Raw genomic sequence first — 18,862 nt, 5'->3', positions numbered from 1 at the left:
GCTCAGAGCATGCGCCGCGTCGTTTGCAGCTTCATTATTCAGATCGCTGGCAGCGACTCCATTGGCCAACGCGCATGGACGCCGATCGACGGGCCGTCCTGCTGCCCCGCCACCAAACGCTGGCAGCCAGCATAGGCGATCATCGCGCCGTTATCGGTGCAGAAGCGCGGGCGGGCGTAGAACACCTGGCCCTTCATTTCGCCGAGCATCTTTTCCAGATGCTGACGCAAGGCCTGGTTGGCACTGACGCCACCGGCGATCACCAGGCTCTTGAGGTGAGTCTGCTTGAGCGCGCGCTTGCACTTGATGGTCAGGGTCTCGACCACGGCAGTCTGGAACGCCAGGGCGATATCGCTGCGGGTCTGCTCGCTGTCGTCACCCTCGGCCACGCAGCGCTGCCAGGTGTTCAGCGCGAAAGTCTTGAGGCCGCTGAAGCTGAAATCCAGCCCCGGACGATCGGTCATCGGCCGCGGAAAGACGAAGCGACCCGCGGTGCCGCGCTCAGCCAGGCGAGCGATCTCCGGGCCACCGGGATAGGCCAGACCGAGCAGCTTGGCGGTCTTGTCGAAAGCCTCGCCGGCAGCGTCGTCCACCGACTCGCCCAGTACCTGGTAACGACCAATGCCATCCACTCGAACCAGTTGCGTATGGCCGCCGGACACCAGCAAGGCGACGAACGGAAACTTCGGCGGCTGCTCTTCCAGCATGGGAGCCAGCAGATGGCCCTCCATATGGTGCACGCCGACGGCCGGTATGCCCCAGGCGAACGCCATGGCCTGGGCGCAGGATGCGCCGACCAGCAGCGCGCCCACCAGGCCGGGGCCGGCGGTGTAGGCGATGGCGTCGATGTCTTCGGCGGTGCGGCCGGACTCGTCCAGCACCTGGCGAATCAGCGGCAGCATGCGCTTGACGTGATCACGGGAGGCCAGCTCGGGAACCACGCCGCCGTATACGCGGTGCAGATCGATCTGGCTGAACAGCGCGTCGGCCAGCAGGCCTTTTTCACTGTCGTACAGGGCGACGCCGGTCTCGTCGCAGGAGGTTTCCAACCCCAGCACTAGCATGGGCTTGAGCCTTTACTCTGGGCAAAATTGAAGCCGCGCATCATAATCGCCGGCTGGGCTTCGGACCAGTGCTTTTCGATCGGAGGCTTTGCATTCCTCCTTCCGAACGTTTAATATCCGCAACCCTTGAAAACCGCCGACTCCGAACAACCGTCAGGAGCGCGATAAATCCTCCGGTAATCATTGAAGGTACGACCTGGATGCCCGCCGTCAAAGTTAAAGAGAACGAACCCTTCGACGTAGCTCTGCGTCGTTTCAAGCGCTCCTGCGAAAAAGCAGGCGTACTGGCTGAAGTCCGTAGCCGCGAGTTCTACGAAAAGCCGACCGCCGAGCGTAAGCGCAAGGCCGCTGCCGCTGTTAAGCGTCACGCCAAGAAAGTGCAGCGCGAACAGCGCCGCCGCGAGCGCCTGTACTGAGTTACAGCGCTTCGTCGCACGCTTTCCGCATCGCCCGGCCCACTCGCCGGGCGAGTGCCTGAAACAAGGCACCCGACTCCGATTCGCATTCGCGGACTTCGGAGTTTTTGCTTTTCAAGCCCCATGCTTAGTCTCAAGCCCCGCTCGCGGCGTCATCGCCCCGCGCTATGCTTGGGTCCACCCTGCGTCCCGATGAGTCTATGGCCGGCCTGATTCCACAATCCTTCATCGATGACCTGCTCAACCGCACCGATATTCTCGATGTGGTGAGTTCGCGCATCCAGCTGAAGAAGACCGGCAAGAACTACAGCGCCTGCTGCCCGTTCCACAAGGAGAAGACACCCTCCTTCACCGTCAGCCCGGACAAGCAGTTCTACTACTGCTTCGGCTGCGGCGCCGGCGGCAACGCGCTCGGCTTCATCATGGACCACGACCAGCTGGACTTCGTCCAGGCGGTCGAGGACCTGGCCAAGCGCGCCGGGATGGACATCCCCCGCGAGGAAGGTCGGCGCGGCAACAAGCCCCGCCAACCGGTCGACTCGCCGCTGTACCCGCTGCTGGCCGGCGCCGCCGAGTTCTACCGCCAGGCACTCAAGAGCCACCCGGCCCGCAAGGCCGCCGTGGAATACCTCAAGGGCCGCGGCCTGACCGGCGAAATCGCCCGCGACTTCGGCCTGGGCTTCGCCCCGCCGGGCTGGGACAACCTGCTGAAGAACCTGGGCGGCGACAACCTGCAGCTCAAGGCCATGCTCGACGCCGGCCTGCTGGTGGAAAACCCCGACAGCGGCAAGCGCTACGACCGCTTCCGCGACCGGGTGATCTTCCCCATCCGCGACAGCCGCGGCCGGGTGATCGCCTTCGGCGGCCGCGTATTGGGCGACGACAAGCCGAAATACCTGAACTCGCCGGAAACCCCGGTCTTCCATAAAGGACAGGAGCTCTACGGCCTGTTCGAGGCGCGGAAGAACAACCGGGATCTCGACGAGATCATGGTGGTCGAAGGCTACATGGACGTCATCGCACTGGCGCAGCAGGGCATCCGCAACGCGGTCGCCACCCTGGGCACGGCCACCAGCGAAGAACACATCAAGCGGCTGTTCCGCATCGTGCCGAACATCCTCTTCTGCTTCGACGGCGACCAGGCCGGCCGTAATGCCGCCTGGCGCGCACTGGAGTCGGCGCTGAGCAACCTGCAGGATGGGCGCAAGGTGCGCTTTCTGTTCCTGCCCGAAGGTGAAGACCCGGACAGCCTGGTGCGCGCCGAAGGCCCGGATGCCTTCCGCGCCCGCCTCGCCCACCAGGCCCAGCCGCTGGCGGACTACTTCTTCCAGCAACTGACCGAGGAAGCCGACCCCAGCACGCTGGAAGGCAAGGCGCACCTGGCGACCCTGGCCGGACCGCTGTTGGAGAAGATCCCCGGCAACACGCTGCGCTTGCTGATGCGCCAGCGCCTGGGCGAGATCACCGGCCTGTCCGCCGAAGCGCTCAGCCAGATCAGCGCGCCGCGCCCGGGCCTCACCGGCCAGGCAAAACCGAATCCCCCCCCTGCAACAGCGCAGGCACCTGGCTCGGAGCAACACGCCCACGAGTACGCCGACTACGACATGGGCCAGTTCGCCGGCCACGGCGACGGTCATTACCAGGACGCTTCGAGTTACTTCGAAGCGCCGATGGAATTTTCCCGCGGCAACGGCGGAGCCAAGGCCAAGAAGCCCTGGAAGGGCGATCGCAAATGGGATGGCAAAGGCCGGAAAGGCGACTTCACGCCACGCCAGCCGCGCACCGAGATCAGCGTCGAATCGCCGACCCTGACCGCGCTGCGCACCCTGCTGCACCATCCCCAACTGGCGCAGAGCGTCGAGGATGCGAGCCACTTCTCCAACGAGGGACAGACCTATTCGCAACTGCTCGCCGCACTGGTCGAAGCGTTGCAGAAGAATCCGAAACAGAGCTCGATGCACCTCATCGCGCGCTGGCACGGAACGCCCCAAGGGCGCCTGCTACAGGTGCTGGCGGGGAAAGAATGGCTGATCGACGACGGCAATCTTGAAAAGCAGTTCGTCGACACCATTACTACACTTGCACACAACCAGCTGCTCAGCAGCCGTGAAGCCCGCTTGCACAGCGTGCTGCGAAAGAACCCCAGTGAACTGACCGACGAAGAGAAAGCGTTACTGCGGGAGCACTACAGCACCCCCTCTTCAACAGGCAGCCAGAGCTGAACTGGCGCCTGAAGCCTCGAATCTGGTATAATCCTCGGCTTATTTCAGCCCGCCAAGACCTTCAGTGGATAGGGTGTTATGTCCGGAAAAGCGCAACAGCAATCTCGTCTCAAAGAGTTGATCACCCGTGGTCGTGAGCAGGGTTACCTGACTTACGCGGAGGTCAACGACCACCTGCCGGAGGATATCTCTGATCCGGAACAGGTAGAAGACATCATCCGCATGATCAACGACATGGGGATCAACGTATTCGAGACAGCCCCGGATGCGGATGCCCTGTTGCTGGCGGAAACCGATACCGATGAAGCTGCCGCCGAAGAAGCTGCTGCCGCCCTTGCCGCGGTAGAGAGCGACGTTGGCCGCACGACCGACCCGGTGCGCATGTACATGCGTGAAATGGGTACCGTGGAACTGCTGACCCGCGAAGGCGAGATCGAAATCGCCAAACGCATCGAGGAAGGCATCCGCGAGGTCATGAGCGCCATCGCCCAGTTCCCGGGCGCGGTGGACGGCATTCTCGAAGAGTACAACCGCATCGTTGCCGAAGGCGGCCGCCTGTCGGACGTTCTCAGCGGCTACATCGACCCGGATGACGGCACCCTGCCGGCCGAGGAAGTCGAGCCGGTCGGCCTGAAGGACGACGCCGAAGCCAAGGATAAGGACAAGGACGAAGAGGACGAAGAGTCCGACGGCGACAGCGAGGAAGAAGAAGGCGATGGCGGTCCGGATCCGGAAGAAGCCGCTCGTCGTTTCGGCGCCGTTTCCGAGCAGCTGGAAAAGGCCAAGAAGGCCCTGAAGAAGCACGGTCGTGGCAGCAAGCAGGCCACCGAAGAACTGGTCGCCCTGGCCGAGCTGTTCATGCCGATCAAGCTGGTGCCCAAGCAGTTCGACGTGCTGGTCGCCAAGGTCCGCGATGCGCTGGACAGCGTGCGCCGCCAGGAACGCGCCATCATGCAGCTGTGCGTGCGTGATGCCCGCATGCCGCGTGCCGACTTCCTGCGCCAGTTCCCCGGCCACGAAACCGACACCGCCTGGGTCGACTCCATACTCAAGGGCAAGCCCAAGTACGCCGAGGCCATCGAGCGTCTGCGTGACGACATCCTGCGCAACCAGCAGAAGCTGGTCGACCTGGAAACCAGCTCGCAGTTGACCGTTGCCGAGATCAAGGACGTCAACCGCTCCATGTCCATCGGCGAGGCGAAAGCCCGTCGTGCGAAGAAGGAGATGGTCGAGGCGAACCTGCGTCTGGTGATCTCCATCGCCAAGAAGTACACCAACCGCGGCCTGCAGTTCCTCGACCTGATCCAGGAAGGCAACATCGGCCTGATGAAGGCGGTGGACAAGTTCGAATACCGTCGCGGCTACAAGTTCTCGACCTATGCCACCTGGTGGATCCGCCAGGCGATCACCCGCTCGATCGCCGACCAGGCCCGCACCATCCGTATTCCGGTGCACATGATCGAGACGATCAACAAGCTCAACCGTATTTCCCGCCAGATGCTGCAGGAGATGGGTCGCGAACCGACCCCGGAAGAGCTGGGCGAACGCATGGACATGCCGGAAGACAAGATCCGCAAGGTCCTGAAGATCGCCAAGGAACCGATCTCCATGGAAACGCCGATCGGTGACGACGAAGATTCGCACCTGGGCGACTTCATCGAGGACTCCACCATGCAGTCGCCGATCGAAGTGGCGACCAGCGAGAGCCTCAAGGAAGCCACCCGCGAAGTCCTCGCCGGCCTCACCGCTCGCGAAGCCAAGGTCCTGCGCATGCGCTTCGGCATCGACATGAATACCGACCACACCCTCGAGGAAGTCGGCAAGCAGTTCGATGTGACCCGTGAGCGTATCCGCCAGATCGAAGCCAAGGCGTTGCGCAAGCTGCGCCACCCGTCGCGAAGCGAGCATCTGCGCTCCTTCCTCGACGAGTGATGAACAAACCCCCGGCCGAAAACCGGGGGTTTTTCTTTGGGTCTTCCACTGGGCAAAGTGCCACGTCTACACTTCGGCGTAGTCCCCCCTGGAATGAGGCCCTTCATGCCGCGTCTGCAGGCAGTTCTACTGTGGTGCCTCGCATTCTGGGCGGGACAGGCATTCGCCCTGAGCCTCACGCCCGGCGAACAGCAATGGCTGCAGGCACACCCCACCCTACGCCTGGGTGTGGACGCCTCCTGGCCCCCCTTCGAGTTCCGTGACAGCGACGGCGTCTACCAGGGCCTGGCTGCCAGCTACGTCAAAGTCATCAGCGACAAGCTCAAGGTCGAGCTCCAACCGGTCGAACCGGCAAGCTGGAGCGAAGTCCTGCAACAGGCGCGGGACAGCCATCTCGACCTGCTCCCCGGCATCATGGCCACGCCGGAACGCCTCGAGTACCTGACCTTCACCCGCCCCTACCTCGACTTCCCGATCATCATCCTGGCCCGCAAGAACGGCCCCGCGCCAGCCAGCGTTAAGGAGCTCTACGGCCTCAAGGTCGGCGTGGTCGCCCACTACGCTCCGCATGAACTGCTGGTCGCCAGGCACCCCGACCTCAACCTGCAACCGCTGCCCAGTGTCGCCGCCGGGCTGCAGGCGCTGGCGGTCGGCCAGGTGGACGCGTTCGTCGGCGACCTCGCCTCCAGTGTCTGGAACCTTCGCCAGCTCAAGCTCGAGGGCCTGCAGATCAGCGGCGAGACTCCCTACCGTTACCAACTGGCCATGGGCGTGCCGAAGGACCAGGCGATTTTCGCCGGCATTCTCGACAAGGTGCTGGCGGACCTGACCGTGGAGCAGATCGACGCACTGCAGGCCCCCTGGGTCGGCGGCCTGGTGGACCACCGCAGCGTGTGGCCCGATGTATTCCGCGTGGTCGTGCCCATCGCGTTCCTGACCACCCTCACCCTGCTGGTCCTGTTCACCATGAACCGGCGCCTGCGCGGCGAGATGCAGCGCCGGGAGAAACTCGAGCAGGCCCTGCGCGACAGCGAACAGCACTACCGCGGCCTGGTGGAAAGCCTCACCGCCATCGCCTGGGAAATGCGCCTGGCGGAGAACCGCTTCACCTACGTCTCGCCCCACGCCCAGCGGCTGCTCGGTTACCCGCTGACCGACTGGCTGGAACCCGGCTTCTGGCAGCGCACCCTGCATCCGGAAGACGCCGAGCACGCGATCCACTTCTGCATGAGCGAGAGCCATGCCGGGCGCAATCACAGCTTCGATTACCGCATGCTCGCCGCCGATGGGCGAATCGTCTGGATCCGCGACATCGTCACGCTGATCCAGCATGGCGACGACCTGATCCTGCGCGGGCTGATGATCGACATCACCGAAGCCAAGCACACCGAACAGGCCCTGCGTCTGTCCGAGCAGAAATTCGCCTCGGTCTTCCATCACTGCCCCGACATCATAGTCCTCGCCCGCCGAGTAGACGGCGTATTGCTGGCGGTGAACAGCACCTTCGAACAACAGATCGGCATCCCCGCCAGCGAAGCCCTGGGCAAGACCTCGACCGACCTGGGAATCTGGGGCGCGCCCGGCATGGGCCCGGCCATGCTGCAGCGTCTGCAGGGCGAACCGCTGAACAACGTCGAGATCCCGCTCAACCGCCGCGACGGCAGCCACTTCACCGCCCTGCTGTCAGCGCAGCACATCATCCTCGACGACACGCCGGCGCTGGTCGTCGTGGTGCGCAACATCTCCCAGGTCAAGGAAACCCAGGAGCAACTGCGCGTCTCCGAGGAGAAATTCGCCAAAGCCTTCCACGCCTCGCCCGACGGCATGCTCATCTCGCGTATCAGCGACGGCCGGCTGGTGGAAGTGAACCAGGGCTTTACCCGCATCACCGGCTACAGCCGCGAGGAAGCCGCCGAGCGCTCCACCCTCGACCTGCGCCTGTGGGCCAACCCGGCCGACCGCAGCAAACTGCTGGGCATCCTCGACAGCGCCGCCAGCGCCCCGGACTTCACCGCGCAAATTCGCACTCGCGACGGCAGCCTGCGCCTGTGCGAACTGTCCGCCCACCGCATCACCATCGGCAGCGACGACTGCATGCTGACCATCGCGCGCGACATCACCGAGCGCCAGCAGATGCAGGAAAAGCTGCAGCTGGCCGCCACGGTGTTCGAAAGCACCGCCGAAGGCGTGATGATCACCGACGCGCGCCAGCAGATAGTCGCCGTCAACCGCGCCTTCACCGAGATCACCGGCTACAGCGAACAGGAAGCCCTCGGCAACTCACCGCGCCTGCTCGCTTCCGGCCAGCACGACAGCAGCTTCTACGTCGCCCTCTGGCACCAGCTCAACGCCGAGGGCCACTGGCAGGGCGAAATCTGGAACCGCCGGAAGAACCAGGAGCTCTACCCGGAGTGGCTTACGGTCAGCGCCGTGCGCAATGCCGACGGCGAGTTGTCGCACTATGTCGGCGTGTTCGCCGACATCTCCACCCTCAAGTACGCCCAGGCACGGCTGGACTACCAGGCCCACCACGATCCACTCACCGGCCTGCCCAACCGCCTGCTGTTCGAAAGCCGCCTGAACGCCTCTCTCAAGGAAGCCCAGGAAGACGATCATCAGGGCGCCGTGCTGTTTCTCGACCTCGACCGTTTCAAGCACATCAACGACAGCCTCGGCCACCCGGTCGGCGACCTGCTGCTCAAGTCCATTGCCACCCGCCTGCGCGAGCAGCTGCGCGACGTCGACACGGTAGCGCGCCAGGGCGGCGATGAATTCATCATCCTGCTGCCCGGCCTGCACCACGCACTGGACGCCGAACACGTCGCCAACAAGCTGCTGCTCTGCTTCGAAATGCCGTTCATCGCCGGCGAACAGGAGTTCTTCGTCAGCGCCAGCATCGGCATCTGCCTCTACCCCAGCGATGGCTCGGATGTCGCCACCCTGGTGAAGAACGCCGACGCCGCCATGTACCGGGCCAAGGCCCAGGGCCGCAACCGCGTAGAGTTCTACACCCGCGAACTGACCTTCCAGGCCACCGAGCGCATGGCCTTGGAACATGAATTGCGCCGCGCGCTGGAAAGCGACCAGCTGCAGCTTTACTACCAGCCCAAGCTTTCCCTCAGCACCGGCCAGTTGGTCGGTGCCGAAGCCCTGATCCGCTGGAAGCATCCTCAATTCGGCACCATTTCGCCCGATCGCTTCATCCCCCTGGCTGAGGAAAATGGCCTGATCCTGCCATTGGGTGACTGGGTCCTGCGCCAAGCCTGTCGGCAGATGAGCCGCTGGCAGGACAGCCATGCCGCGTTCGGCCCGCTCTCGGTCAACCTCGCTGGCGCCCAGCTGCGCCAGACCAACCTGGTCGAACGCATCCGTGAACTACTGGCGCACTACAACCTGCAGCCCTCGCGCCTGCAGCTGGAGATCACCGAAAGCTTCCTGATGCACCAGACCGAGGAAGCCCTGTCGATCCTGCACAGCCTCAAGCACCTGGGGGTACAACTGGCCATCGACGACTTCGGTACCGGCTACTCCTCCCTCAGCTACCTGAAGCAACTGCCGCTGGATACGCTGAAGATCGACCAGTCCTTCGTCCACGGCCTGCCGGACGACCCCCACGACGCCGCCATTGCCCGTGCCATCATCGCCCTGGGCCGCAGCATGAACCTCACCGTGATCGCCGAAGGCGTGGAACACGAAGCCCAGGAACGCTTCCTCGAAGCCGAAGGTTGCGACCAGATCCAGGGCTACGCCCTGAGCGCCCCGTTGCCGGCCGACGCCTTTGCCAACCGCTTCCTGGTTCCGCTGCATCCGATTGGCGCGACGCATAACGCGCCGGTATAATCCGCCCGCCTTCTGGGGGCCTATAGCTCAGTTGGTTAGAGCAGAGGACTCATAATCCTTTGGTCCACGGTTCAAGTCCGTGTGGGCCCACCACCTTTTCAGCAAAAGCCGCGCGAATGCGCGGCTTTTGCATTTCTGCCAGTCAATTTTCCAACAGCCGACCGAGAGCCACTTCACACCTGCCGTCGACCATCTGACGCAGGCGCTCCGCCAACATGACAGGCGTCAATATCAGATAGCCACTAGCCATTAAATTGGCATCTCCCTGATATGAGCGAATCCGTCATGACTCTCCACCGGTATCCGGTCCAGTTGCTGGTCACTTCCCAGGATCCGGCGTTGGCGCGCCAGGTTCGTGCGCTGCTGGCGGCCTACGAGCTGCCCTGCGCGGTGATGGAAGGACCACGCAATTGCGAGCAGGCGCCGCTGTGCCGATGGTTCAAGGACGCGCCCTTGAGCGATTCGGCGCGGATGCTCGCGCTGCTGGCCGACGCCATCGGTGTGCTGGAGCGAACCCGCCATGCCTTCCGCTCCCGCGAACTGGGCGAACTGCGCCAGCGCCTGAGCGGCGCACTGCAGGAGTTGTCGGGGCCGCGCCCGCTGGTGTAAAAGACTCCCACCCGCGTTCCGCCGTTGCGGAAGCTGGCTTTGCCGGGCAGGACTTGTGGGCCTGCAAGACAAAGCGCCGAGTTGGTCGCCGTCGATTTCGACGAGACGACGAGCCGGCGCTTTTTTCATGCCCGACAAAAACAGCAGACCCGCAAGGAGCCAAACATGGGCCTGGGACCGAAGCTCGATAGCGTGCTCGAGCGCATCGGCCTGTCGACGATGGAAGTCGATCAGCGCCTGACATATCTGGAGTGGAGCGAGGAGGATGGCCGCCACCTGCATGGCCGCGCCGCCGAACTGGAAGGCTGCCACCAGCGCTTCATCGAGCAACTCTACGATCACCTGCGCCATTATCCACCCCTGGGCGCAATACTCTCCGAGCCGGCGACGCTGGCGCGGCTGAAATGCAGCCAGTTCGAATACTACCGCCAGCTGTGGGACGCCCCGCAGGACGCCGACTACGTGCGCGACCGCCTGCGTATCGGGCTCGTGCACCAGCAGGTCGGCGTCGAACTGAAGTGGTACCTGGGCGCCTATCGCCTGTACCTGGACCAGATGCTCGCCGACCTGATGGGCGACGCCCCGGAAGCCAAGACCTACGCCAGCCTGCTCAAGCGGGTGTTCTTCGACATGTCGCTGGCTATCGACACCTACGGCGCCGCCCAGCGCCAGGCGCTGGAGGACAGCGAGGCGCGCTTCGCCCGCGCCCTGCGCGGTGCCAACGACGGCATCTGGGACTGGGACCTGGGCAACGACCGCCTCTACGTCTCCGAGCGCTGGGCGCGCATGCTCGGCCTGACCCGCGATAACCTCGGCGAAGGCAGCACCAGCTGGTTCGCCCGCGTGCATCCGGACGACCTGCCCGGTCTGCGCAAGGCCATCGATGCGCACCTGCGCGGCAGCAGCGCGCTGCTCAGCCACGAGTACCGTATCCGCCAGCGTGACGGCAATTACCTCTGGGTGCTGGCGCGTGGTGTGGTCACCGATGGGCGCATGGCCGGCTCGCAAACCGACATCAGCCAACACAAGGCCAGCGAACACCAGCTCAGCCATGCGGCGCGGCACGACCCGCTCACCGGCCTGGGCAATCGCCTGCGCCTGGACGAGCTGCTGCAGCAGGCCCTGATGCGCCAGCGCCGCCCCGGCGCGCGCGAGTCCGGCCTGCTGTTCATCGACCTGGACCGCTTCAAGCTGATCAACGACAGCCTCGGCCACGCCGTTGGCGACCGTGTGCTGGTGGAAGTCTCGCAGCGACTGCTGCGCTGCCTGCGACCGGGCGATCACCTGGCGCGCTTCGGCGGCGACGAGTTCGTCGTATTGCTGGATGACCTCGCCAGCCTCTGCGATGCCGAGCAGGTCGCACAGCGCATGCTCGATTGCCTGCGCCAGCCGCTGCACGTGGACGGCCGCACGCTGGTGGTCAGCGCCAGCATCGGCATCACCGGCTTGATGACCGACGGCCAGGCCATCGACACCCTGCAGGCCGCCGACCTGGCGCTGTATCGCGCCAAGGAAGCCGGCAAGGCGCAGTACGCGCGCTTCAGCCTCGAGCTGCAAGCCGAGGCGCAGCGCCGGCTCGACCTGGAAAGCGCGCTGGCGCAGGCGCTGCGGCGCGAGGAGTTCAGCCTGCACTACCAGCCCATCGTCCGCCTGGACAGCGATTCGCCACACTGGGAGGCGGTGGAGGTGCTGCTGCGCTGGAGGCACGACGGCCAATCCGTCTCGCCGCTGGACTTCATCCCGGCGCTGGAGGAATCCGGCGAGATCGTCCCGGTCGGCGACTGGGTACTGCGCCAGGCCTGCCGGCAGACGGCGCTCTGGCAGAGCCAGGGGTACCGCGACCTCTACTGTTCGGTCAACCTGTCGAGCCGGCAGCTGCAGCAACCGGGCTTCGCCGCGCGGGTACAGCAGATTCTGGCGGAGAGCGGCCTGTCGCCGCGCAGCCTGGTACTGGAGATCACTGAAAGCCTGCTGATGCAGGACGGCGCGGAAACCCTCGCCTGCCTCCGCGAACTGGCCGCCGAGGGTGTGCGCCTGGCGCTGGACGACTTCGGCACCGGCTACTCCTCGCTGGGGTATCTCAAGCGCTACCCGCTGCACATCCTCAAGGTCGACCGCAGCTTCATCACCCGCGTGCCGGACGACCCGGAACTCAGCGCCATCTGCCGCGCCATCATCGGCCTGGGCCACAGCCTGGGCCTGGAAGTGGTGGCCGAGGGCGTCGAACGCCAGGAACACCTCGACTTCCTGCGCGCCGAAGGCTGCCGCCACGCCCAGGGCTTCCTGTTCAGCAAGCCGCTGGCGCCGGAACAACTCTTCCAGACCCGCGTGGAGCACCAGCGATGAAGCAGAACCTGCCGATCACCGGGCGCCAGGTGGATGTGCCGGTCAATGCCAACATTCTCTCCACCACCGACCTCAAGGGCGCGGTCACCCATGTGAACCCGGACTTCATCCAGGTCAGCGGTTTCCAGGCCGAGGAGCTGGTGGGTTTCAACCACAACCGCGTGCGTCACCCGGACATGCCGCCCGCCGCCTTCGCCCACCTCTGGCAGACGCTGCAGGCCGGGCGCAGCTGGATGGGCCTGGTGAAGAACCGCTGCAAGAACGGCGACCACTACTGGGTCAGCGCCTTCGTCACACCGATTCGCCATGGCGGAAAAGTCGTGGAGTACCAGTCGGTGCGCACCCGTCCCGGCGCCGAGCAGGTCGATGCGGCGGAGCGCCTTTACGCGCGGATGCGCGGGGGAGCGAAGTTGGCCCGCCCGCGCCTGCCACTGCCGTTGCAACTGCTGATCGGACTGGTGCTGGCGCAGGCCGGCGGTGCCCTGCTGGCGCTGCTGCTGCCCAAGCTGACGGTGCTGGCATTCCTGCTGGCGCTGGGCGTCTCGGGCGCCTGGCTGGTGCTACGCCTGCAACCACTGGGCGCGCTGCTCGGGCGAGCGCGGAAGATCGCCGACAACCCGCTCAGCCAGCAGCTGTATACGGGCCGGAACGACGAATTCGGCGAGCTGGAGTTCGCCTTCCACATGCTGGAGGCGGAAACCGCCGCGGTGGTCGGGCGCATGGCGGACGCCTCGCATCAGTTGGCCGAGCATTCCGCGGCACTGGCCGACGCCATGGCCGGCGGCAGCGCCGTTTCGCAGTTGCAGCAGCGCGAGACCGAACAGGTGGCCAGCGCCATGCAGCAGCTCGCGCAGAGCGTCCAGGAAGTCGCCCGCCACGCGCAGCACAGCGCGGTGGCGGCGCAGTGCAGCGAGCGCATCACCCAGGCCGGGCATCAGGACGTGCACCGCACGCGCGGGCAACTCGCCGCGCTGGAAGCCGGCGTGCGCGCCGCGAGCGTCGCGGTCGAACAGCAGAAGGAGCACAGCGAGGCTATCTCGCGGATGCTCGAAGTAATCCGCGATGTCGCCGGGCAGACCAACCTGCTGGCGTTGAACGCCGCCATCGAAGCGGCACGCGCCGGGGAAGGCGGGCGTGGTTTCGCAGTGGTCGCCGATGAGGTGCGGGCGCTGGCTTCGCGCACGGAGAATTCCGCGCGCGACATCCAGTCGTTGGTCGGTAATCTCCAGCAGGGCGCCGAGGATTCGGTGCGCGCGCTATGGCATTGCTGCGAGCGGGCGGTCGCCAGCCTGGAGCAGGCCGGGCATGCGGCGGGCACGCTGGAACAGATCAGCGAGCAGGTCTCGGCGATCCAGCGCATGAGCCTGGAAATCGCCGAGGCCATCGAGGAACAGGGCGTCGCCAGCGAAGACGTGCAGCGCAGCCTGCACGCCATTCGCAGCTCAGCCGACAGCAATGCGCAAAAGGTCGGCACCTGCCAGCGCAGCGCCGCGCGCATGGCGGAACTGTCGGCGGAGTTGCGGATGCTGGCGGAGCATTTCTGGGAGGGCAGCCGGGCGGGTTAGCGCTTGGCGATGATGTACACGGCGTGGACGATACCGGGGATGTAGCCGAGCAGCGTCAGCAGGATATTGAGCCAGAACGCGCCACCGAAACCGACCTGGAGGAACACACCCAGCGGCGGCAGAAGGATGGCGATCAGAATGCGGATGAGGTCCATGCGGTGGCTCCTTGTGAGATTGCCTTGTGCATGAAGTTGACCGCAGGAAAGCGAAGCGGGTTCAGAGAATCTGGCTGGCTATGATGCTGACCTGTAGGAGCAACTGTCTTCATCGGTCACTCTGTGCCACGGAATTCCCCTCACCCCTGCCCTCTCCCAGAGGGAGAGGGAGCAGATTGTGCCGGCTGACACCATGGCTTCATCCTGCACCGAACTGTCCCCTCTCCCCCTGGGAGAGGGTTAGGGTGAGGGCCGACCCGAGCGCAGAACTTTCGCGTAGGAGCGGGCCATGCCCGCGATCGCGTCCATGGGGCGCTCCTACAGGGTTCATCCGGGGTTACAGGAACCAGCGGTACTCCCGCGCGCTGACTTCGTTCATGAAGTCCAGGTGGTCGTGGCGCTTGTTCTCGCAGTAGACGAAGACGAACTCGCTGCCCAGGCCATCCTTCACCACGGGATGGTCTTCCATCTCGGCGACGGCGCCGAGCATGTCGCGGGGGAAGTCGATGCCGCTGGAGCGGTCTTCGTTGAGCGGCGGGATGGGTTCCTGGCGGGCTTCCAGGCCGTGCTCCATGCCGGTGAGGATCGCCGCGAGCACCAGGTAAGGGTTGGCGTCGGCGCCGGCCAGACGGTGTTCGATGCGCAGGTTCCTGCCATCGGATTCGGGGATACGGATGCACGCATCGCGATCCTCGAAGCCCCAGCTGGCCTTGCTCGCGGCGTTCACGCGGGAGCCATAGCGGCGGTAGGCGTTGTGGTTGGCGGCGAAGATGGGCATGCAGTGCGGCAGCAACTCCAGGCAGCCGGCCACGGCGTGGCGCAGGGCCTGCTGGTTGTCGCGGTCGAGCAGGTTGTTGCCGTCGCGGTCGTACAGGCTGACGTGCACGTGCATGCCGCTGCCCGGCGCGTGCAGGTAGGGCTTGCTCATGAAGCTGGCGCGGTAGCCGTGCTTGAGCGCCACGCCTCGGGTGGCGCGGGTGAACAGCGCGGCCTGGTCGGCGGCGTGCAGGCCGTCGTCGCAGTGGGCGAAGTTGATCTCGAACTGGCCGGGGCCGATCTCGGCGGTGATCACGTTGGCGTCCACGCCCTGCTCGCGGGAGGCTTCGACGATCTCGTGGAGCACATCGGAGAAGCGCGACAGGCGTTCGATGTGCATGTTCGGCTGGTCGTCCTCGTCGTCGCACAGCGGGTCGCGTGGGTATTGCGGCAGGCCGTTGTCGAGCTTCTTGTCGAACAGGTAGAACTCCAGCTCGAAGGCCACCACCGGGCGGATGCCCTTGGACTCCAGGCGCTGCATGACGCGGGCGAGCACTTCGCGCGGTTCGAATTCGATGGGCGCCTCGGTGCCGTCGGAACTGATCAGCATCTGCCCCAGCGGCTGGTTCTCCCAGCGCACCGGCTTGAGCGAACCGGGGATCAGGCGGCGCGGCGCGTCCGGGTCGCCGTCGTTGAAGCAGTAGTCGCCGATGGGGTGCAGGCCGCCCTGTACGCCGAGCAGCACGCAGTTCTGCGGCAGTTTCAGCGGGCTGCCGGCGGCGACTTTCTCGAGCATGTCCACTGGGTAGCGCTTGCCGTAGAAGTGGCCGGGAATGTCCAGGCAGATCAGGTCGACGTAGCGGATGTCCGGGTATTGCTGGCGGAAGGCGCGGACTTCGCTGAGCAGGTCGGGATGCATCGGGCGGTTCATTTTTCTCAGGGCCTTTTTGTTCTCGGGTGCCAAGATCAATTTCGAGGTGTGACCGTCGCGAGCGAAGGCCAGGCAAGGCGGAAGTCGGCTCGGATGCGGAGTTTAGGCCGCTAAATGAGCAATCCGAGCCGACTTCCAACGCCGCCTGGGCGAGCGCAGCAGGTACCGGTCGAAATTCACGTGAAGATCCACAGCACCCTTGTAGGTTTATCGGTGAGGTTGCCATAGCGGAACTGGCTGTGCGGCGGCAGCTGGAAACTGTCGTTGGGATAGAGGGTGACGGTGTCGTCCTCGTACCAGATGGTCAGCTCGCCTTCGAGGACGAAGCCGCCCTGCTCCGAGCTGTCGTCCAGGTGGCCTTCGCCGCTGGTGGCGCCGGGGGCGAGGATGCTGTCGAGCATGGAGAAGCCGCCGGACATGTTCGGCGAGGCGAGGATGTCGGTGACGCCGCCGGCGTAGTACAGGGTGCGGCGATCGTTCGGCCGGGTGACCCAGTCGCGCTCGCGGCGGGTGTCGCCGGCGTAGAAGTAGGTAGTCGGTACGCCCAGGGCTTCGCTGATGGCGGTGAGGTCGGCCACGGTGGGTTGCGACAGGCCGCGCTCGACCTGGGACAGGAAACCCACCGAGCGGCCGATCTGTTCGGCCAGCTCACCCAGGGTGAGGTTCTTGTGCTTGCGCAGGTCGCGGATCAGCGTGGCAAGGTGTTCGTTGGTGGCCGTCTGGGTCATGGCAGGTTCCGAATTAGACAAAGTCCCGCAATCGATACCAGGCCTTGCCGACGGCTTCCAGTGGCGCGGCGAAGCGCTGGCCGCCGGGGAACCCGGGATTGCGGATGCGTTGATAGAGGTCAAGCTCGTCACTGCGCCCCTGCATCGCCTCGCTCACTGCATGGGCAGCGGCCAGGCTGGGCAGTACGCCGTGGCCGGAATAGCCCTGCAGCCAGTAGAGATCGCCACGCCGGCCGATGTCCGGGGTGCGCCGCATGCTGCAGTCGATGTGCCCGCCCCAGGCGTACTCCAGTTCCACGCCCTTGAGCTGCGGGAATACCCGCTCGACATAGGGGCGCGTAGCGGCGCGGATGTCCGAAGGCATGCCGCCCAGGTAGGTGCAGCCGCCGCCGAACAGCAGGCGATGATCGGGGGTCAGGCGGAAGTAGTCGAGAACGAACTGGTTGTCGGTGACGCAGCAGTTCCTCGGCAGCAGTGAACGAGCCAGCTCCTCGCCCAGCGGCGCGGTGGCGACCTGGTAGGTGCCCACCGGCAGGATGCGCTCGGAGACGTCGCGGTCCAGCCCGTCGATATAGGCGTTGCAGGCCAGCACCAGGGAGGCGCAGCGCACGCTGCCATGCTCGGTTGTCACCTCGTAGCCGTTGCCGCTCTCGCGGAAGCTCAGCGCGCGGGTCTGCTCGAAGATGCGGCCGCCAGCACGCTCGATGGCCCCGGCAAGGCCGTAGGCCAGCTTGAGCGGATTCAGGTGCGCAGAGTTAGGATCGTACAGGCCGGCCTGGTAGCGGTCGCTGGCGATCCACTGCGGCAGGTCTTCACGGGGGATGAATTGCAGGCCTTCGTAGCCCCAGCGACGATTGGCTTCGGCCTGCCAGTCGTAGAGCGAGCCAACGCGGCGTTGCAGCACGGCGGTCCACAGGTGGCCGATGCGGTAATCGCAGTCGAAGCCGTGGCGTTGCGGCAGGTCGCGCAGTTCGTGGGCGGCCCACAACATGCCCTGCCACAGGCGCAGCGCGCCTTCATGGCCGAGGTCGTCCTCGATGGGACCGAGGTCGCTGGACCAGCCCGGCAATGCTTGCCCGCCGTTGCGTCCGGAGGCAGCCCAGGCAATGCGGCTGGCTTCGATCATGCAGACCTGACAGCCGCCTTCCACCAGTTGCAGCGCCGTGTGCAGGCCACTGAACCCGGCACCGATCACCAGGACTTCGCATTCCAGCGGCTCGCGCAGCACATCGCGCGGCTGGATCAGCTCAGGGTTGGTACCGGCGTAGTAGGTGCCGACCGGCTCGGCGGAGCGCAGGAACATCGCGACCTCGTGAAATTGTTCTGTTTATTTTTCATGAAAAATAACAGAACAAATTTCACAAGGCTAGTCCGCCGGTCTTTTCGTCCGGCGGACTCCGCTTCAACTCGTCAGGAAGACAGCACTGCTGCGCTGTCCTGCCCTTCGCGCTTCTGCCGCATGCTGACCATGACCACCAGCGCCACCAGGATACCGGCGAGGATGGCCGAGGAGCCGATGGTGCCGAAGTCCAGCCCACCCTTCTCGTGGGACTTGGTCAGCACGTCGCCCAGGGTCGCACCGAACGGCCGGGTCAGCACGAAGGCCACCCAGAACAGCAGCACCGAGGAAAGCTTGGTGAAGTAATGCAGCAGCACGACCACGGCGATCAGGCTGCCGATCAGCAGCGCGCCGCCGGCGAAGCCCAGGCCGGAGTCGTCGGCGAGGAAGTCGCCCAGCGCGGTGCCCAGGGTGTTGGAGAAGAGGATGGCAACCCAGTAGAACATCTCGCCCTTGAAGCTGCGGATGTTGTCCACCGACAGCGAGGTACCGCTGAAGCGCCAGGCCGCGAAGATCGCCACCAGGATGCTGACCAGGATCGCCGAGCCGCTGGCGTAGCCCAGGCCCAGGGTGCGGTCCATGAAGTCGGACATGGTGGTGCCGGCGGTGCTGGTGGAGAGGATCACCAGCCAGTACAGCCAGGGCACGTAGCGCTTGCTGGCGAGCTGGCCGACCAGGGTGACGAGGAAGACGCTGATGAGGATCAGCGAGCTGATCGCATAGCCGACGTTCAGGGTCATCGACAACAGGTCGCCGGCGGTTTCCCCCAGGGTGGTGGCGCAGATTTTCATCACCCAGAAGGCCAGGGTGATCTGTGGCAGTTTGTTCACGACATATCTCCGGAAAATGAGCGGGATCGACGCGCGGGTCGCGTCACGGCACCCCGGAGTTCCTGTGGTCTCCCCCAATGACCCCGGTGCATGGGCGTGGAGACTGAAGTCGGCGCAGTGAAGAAAGGG

At 65.1% G+C, this 18,862-nt stretch carries 13 protein-coding genes and 1 tRNA gene; 8 read left to right on the top strand and 6 right to left on the bottom strand.

The window, feature by feature from the left end; genetic code table 11:
* Positions 1 to 38: 38 nt before the first annotated feature.
* A complete protein-coding gene (gene tsaD, locus PNI01S_RS23465; RefSeq protein ID WP_024763614.1) occupies positions 39 to 1,064 on the bottom strand; it encodes a tRNA (adenosine(37)-N6)-threonylcarbamoyltransferase complex transferase subunit TsaD in 1,026 nt (341 codons plus the stop codon).
* Positions 1,065 to 1,264: 200 nt separating this feature from the next.
* Here tsaD and rpsU point away from each other — a divergent pair, with 200 nt between their 5' ends.
* The 8 genes from rpsU to PNI01S_RS23425 all read left to right on the top strand — a co-directional run bounded on the left by rpsU (position 1,265) and on the right by PNI01S_RS23425 (position 13,994).
* The gene (rpsU, locus tag PNI01S_RS23460) at positions 1,265 to 1,480 is read left to right on the top strand and encodes a 30S ribosomal protein S21 (RefSeq protein ID WP_003085057.1); all 216 of its coding nucleotides are present in this window, start codon (positions 1,265 to 1,267) and stop codon (positions 1,478 to 1,480) included.
* Between the two features lie 200 nt (positions 1,481 to 1,680).
* A complete protein-coding gene (gene dnaG / locus PNI01S_RS23455) occupies positions 1,681 to 3,702 on the top strand; it encodes a DNA primase (protein WP_084359388.1) in 2,022 nt (673 codons plus the stop codon).
* Between the two features lie 78 nt (positions 3,703 to 3,780).
* A complete protein-coding gene (gene rpoD / locus PNI01S_RS23450) occupies positions 3,781 to 5,634 on the top strand; it encodes an RNA polymerase sigma factor RpoD (RefSeq protein ID WP_024763616.1) in 1,854 nt (617 codons plus the stop codon).
* A gap of 105 nt (positions 5,635 to 5,739) precedes the next feature.
* Positions 5,740 to 9,474, top strand: coding sequence for a bifunctional diguanylate cyclase/phosphodiesterase (locus PNI01S_RS23445; RefSeq protein ID WP_084359386.1), 3,735 nt, complete (start codon positions 5,740 to 5,742; stop codon positions 9,472 to 9,474).
* 16 nt (positions 9,475 to 9,490) lie between these two features.
* Positions 9,491 to 9,567 (top strand) — tRNA-Ile (locus PNI01S_RS23440).
* Between the two features lie 192 nt (positions 9,568 to 9,759).
* Positions 9,760 to 10,083, top strand: a complete 324-nt coding sequence (locus tag PNI01S_RS23435) for a hypothetical protein (protein ID WP_024763617.1) — start codon at positions 9,760 to 9,762, stop codon at positions 10,081 to 10,083.
* A gap of 165 nt (positions 10,084 to 10,248) precedes the next feature.
* Positions 10,249 to 12,429 carry a putative bifunctional diguanylate cyclase/phosphodiesterase gene (locus PNI01S_RS23430; RefSeq protein ID WP_038803507.1) on the top strand — a complete coding sequence of 727 codons (2,181 nt, stop codon included), beginning with the start codon at positions 10,249 to 10,251 and terminating at the stop codon, positions 12,427 to 12,429.
* Positions 12,426 to 13,994 (top strand): methyl-accepting chemotaxis protein, encoded by a 1,569-nt coding sequence (locus PNI01S_RS23425; RefSeq protein WP_024763618.1) that lies wholly within the window; start codon positions 12,426 to 12,428, stop codon positions 13,992 to 13,994. Before PNI01S_RS23430 ends, PNI01S_RS23425 begins: the two co-directional genes overlap by 4 nt.
* Here PNI01S_RS23425 and PNI01S_RS23420 read toward each other — a convergent pair.
* The 5 genes from PNI01S_RS23420 to PNI01S_RS23400 all read right to left on the bottom strand — a co-directional run bounded on the left by PNI01S_RS23420 (position 13,991) and on the right by PNI01S_RS23400 (position 18,733).
* The gene (locus PNI01S_RS23420) at positions 13,991 to 14,149 is read right to left on the bottom strand and encodes a YqaE/Pmp3 family membrane protein (RefSeq protein ID WP_003084988.1); all 159 of its coding nucleotides are present in this window, start codon (positions 14,147 to 14,149) and stop codon (positions 13,991 to 13,993) included. The genes PNI01S_RS23425 and PNI01S_RS23420 overlap by 4 nt on opposite strands.
* 337 nt (positions 14,150 to 14,486) lie before the next feature.
* A complete protein-coding gene (locus PNI01S_RS23415; protein ID WP_037010975.1) occupies positions 14,487 to 15,836 on the bottom strand; it encodes a glutamine synthetase family protein in 1,350 nt (449 codons plus the stop codon).
* A gap of 176 nt (positions 15,837 to 16,012) precedes the next feature.
* Positions 16,013 to 16,564, bottom strand: a complete 552-nt coding sequence (locus tag PNI01S_RS23410) for a helix-turn-helix domain-containing protein (RefSeq protein WP_037010973.1) — start codon at positions 16,562 to 16,564, stop codon at positions 16,013 to 16,015.
* A 13-nt stretch (positions 16,565 to 16,577) separates the two neighbouring features.
* Positions 16,578 to 17,867 (bottom strand): NAD(P)/FAD-dependent oxidoreductase, encoded by a 1,290-nt coding sequence (locus PNI01S_RS23405; RefSeq protein WP_084359384.1) that lies wholly within the window; start codon positions 17,865 to 17,867, stop codon positions 16,578 to 16,580.
* Positions 17,868 to 17,974: 107 nt separating this feature from the next.
* Positions 17,975 to 18,733: a COG4705 family protein gene (locus PNI01S_RS23400; RefSeq protein WP_024763621.1), complete on the bottom strand. Its 759-nt coding sequence runs from the start codon at positions 18,731 to 18,733 to the stop codon at positions 17,975 to 17,977.
* Positions 18,734 to 18,862 lie beyond the last annotated feature (129 nt).

It is taken from the genome of Pseudomonas nitroreducens NBRC 12694 (assembly GCF_002091755.1).
In the GTDB taxonomy this organism is placed as follows: domain Bacteria; phylum Pseudomonadota; class Gammaproteobacteria; order Pseudomonadales; family Pseudomonadaceae; genus Pseudomonas; species Pseudomonas nitroreducens.
This window is presented reverse-complemented; position numbering and strand designations above follow the sequence as displayed.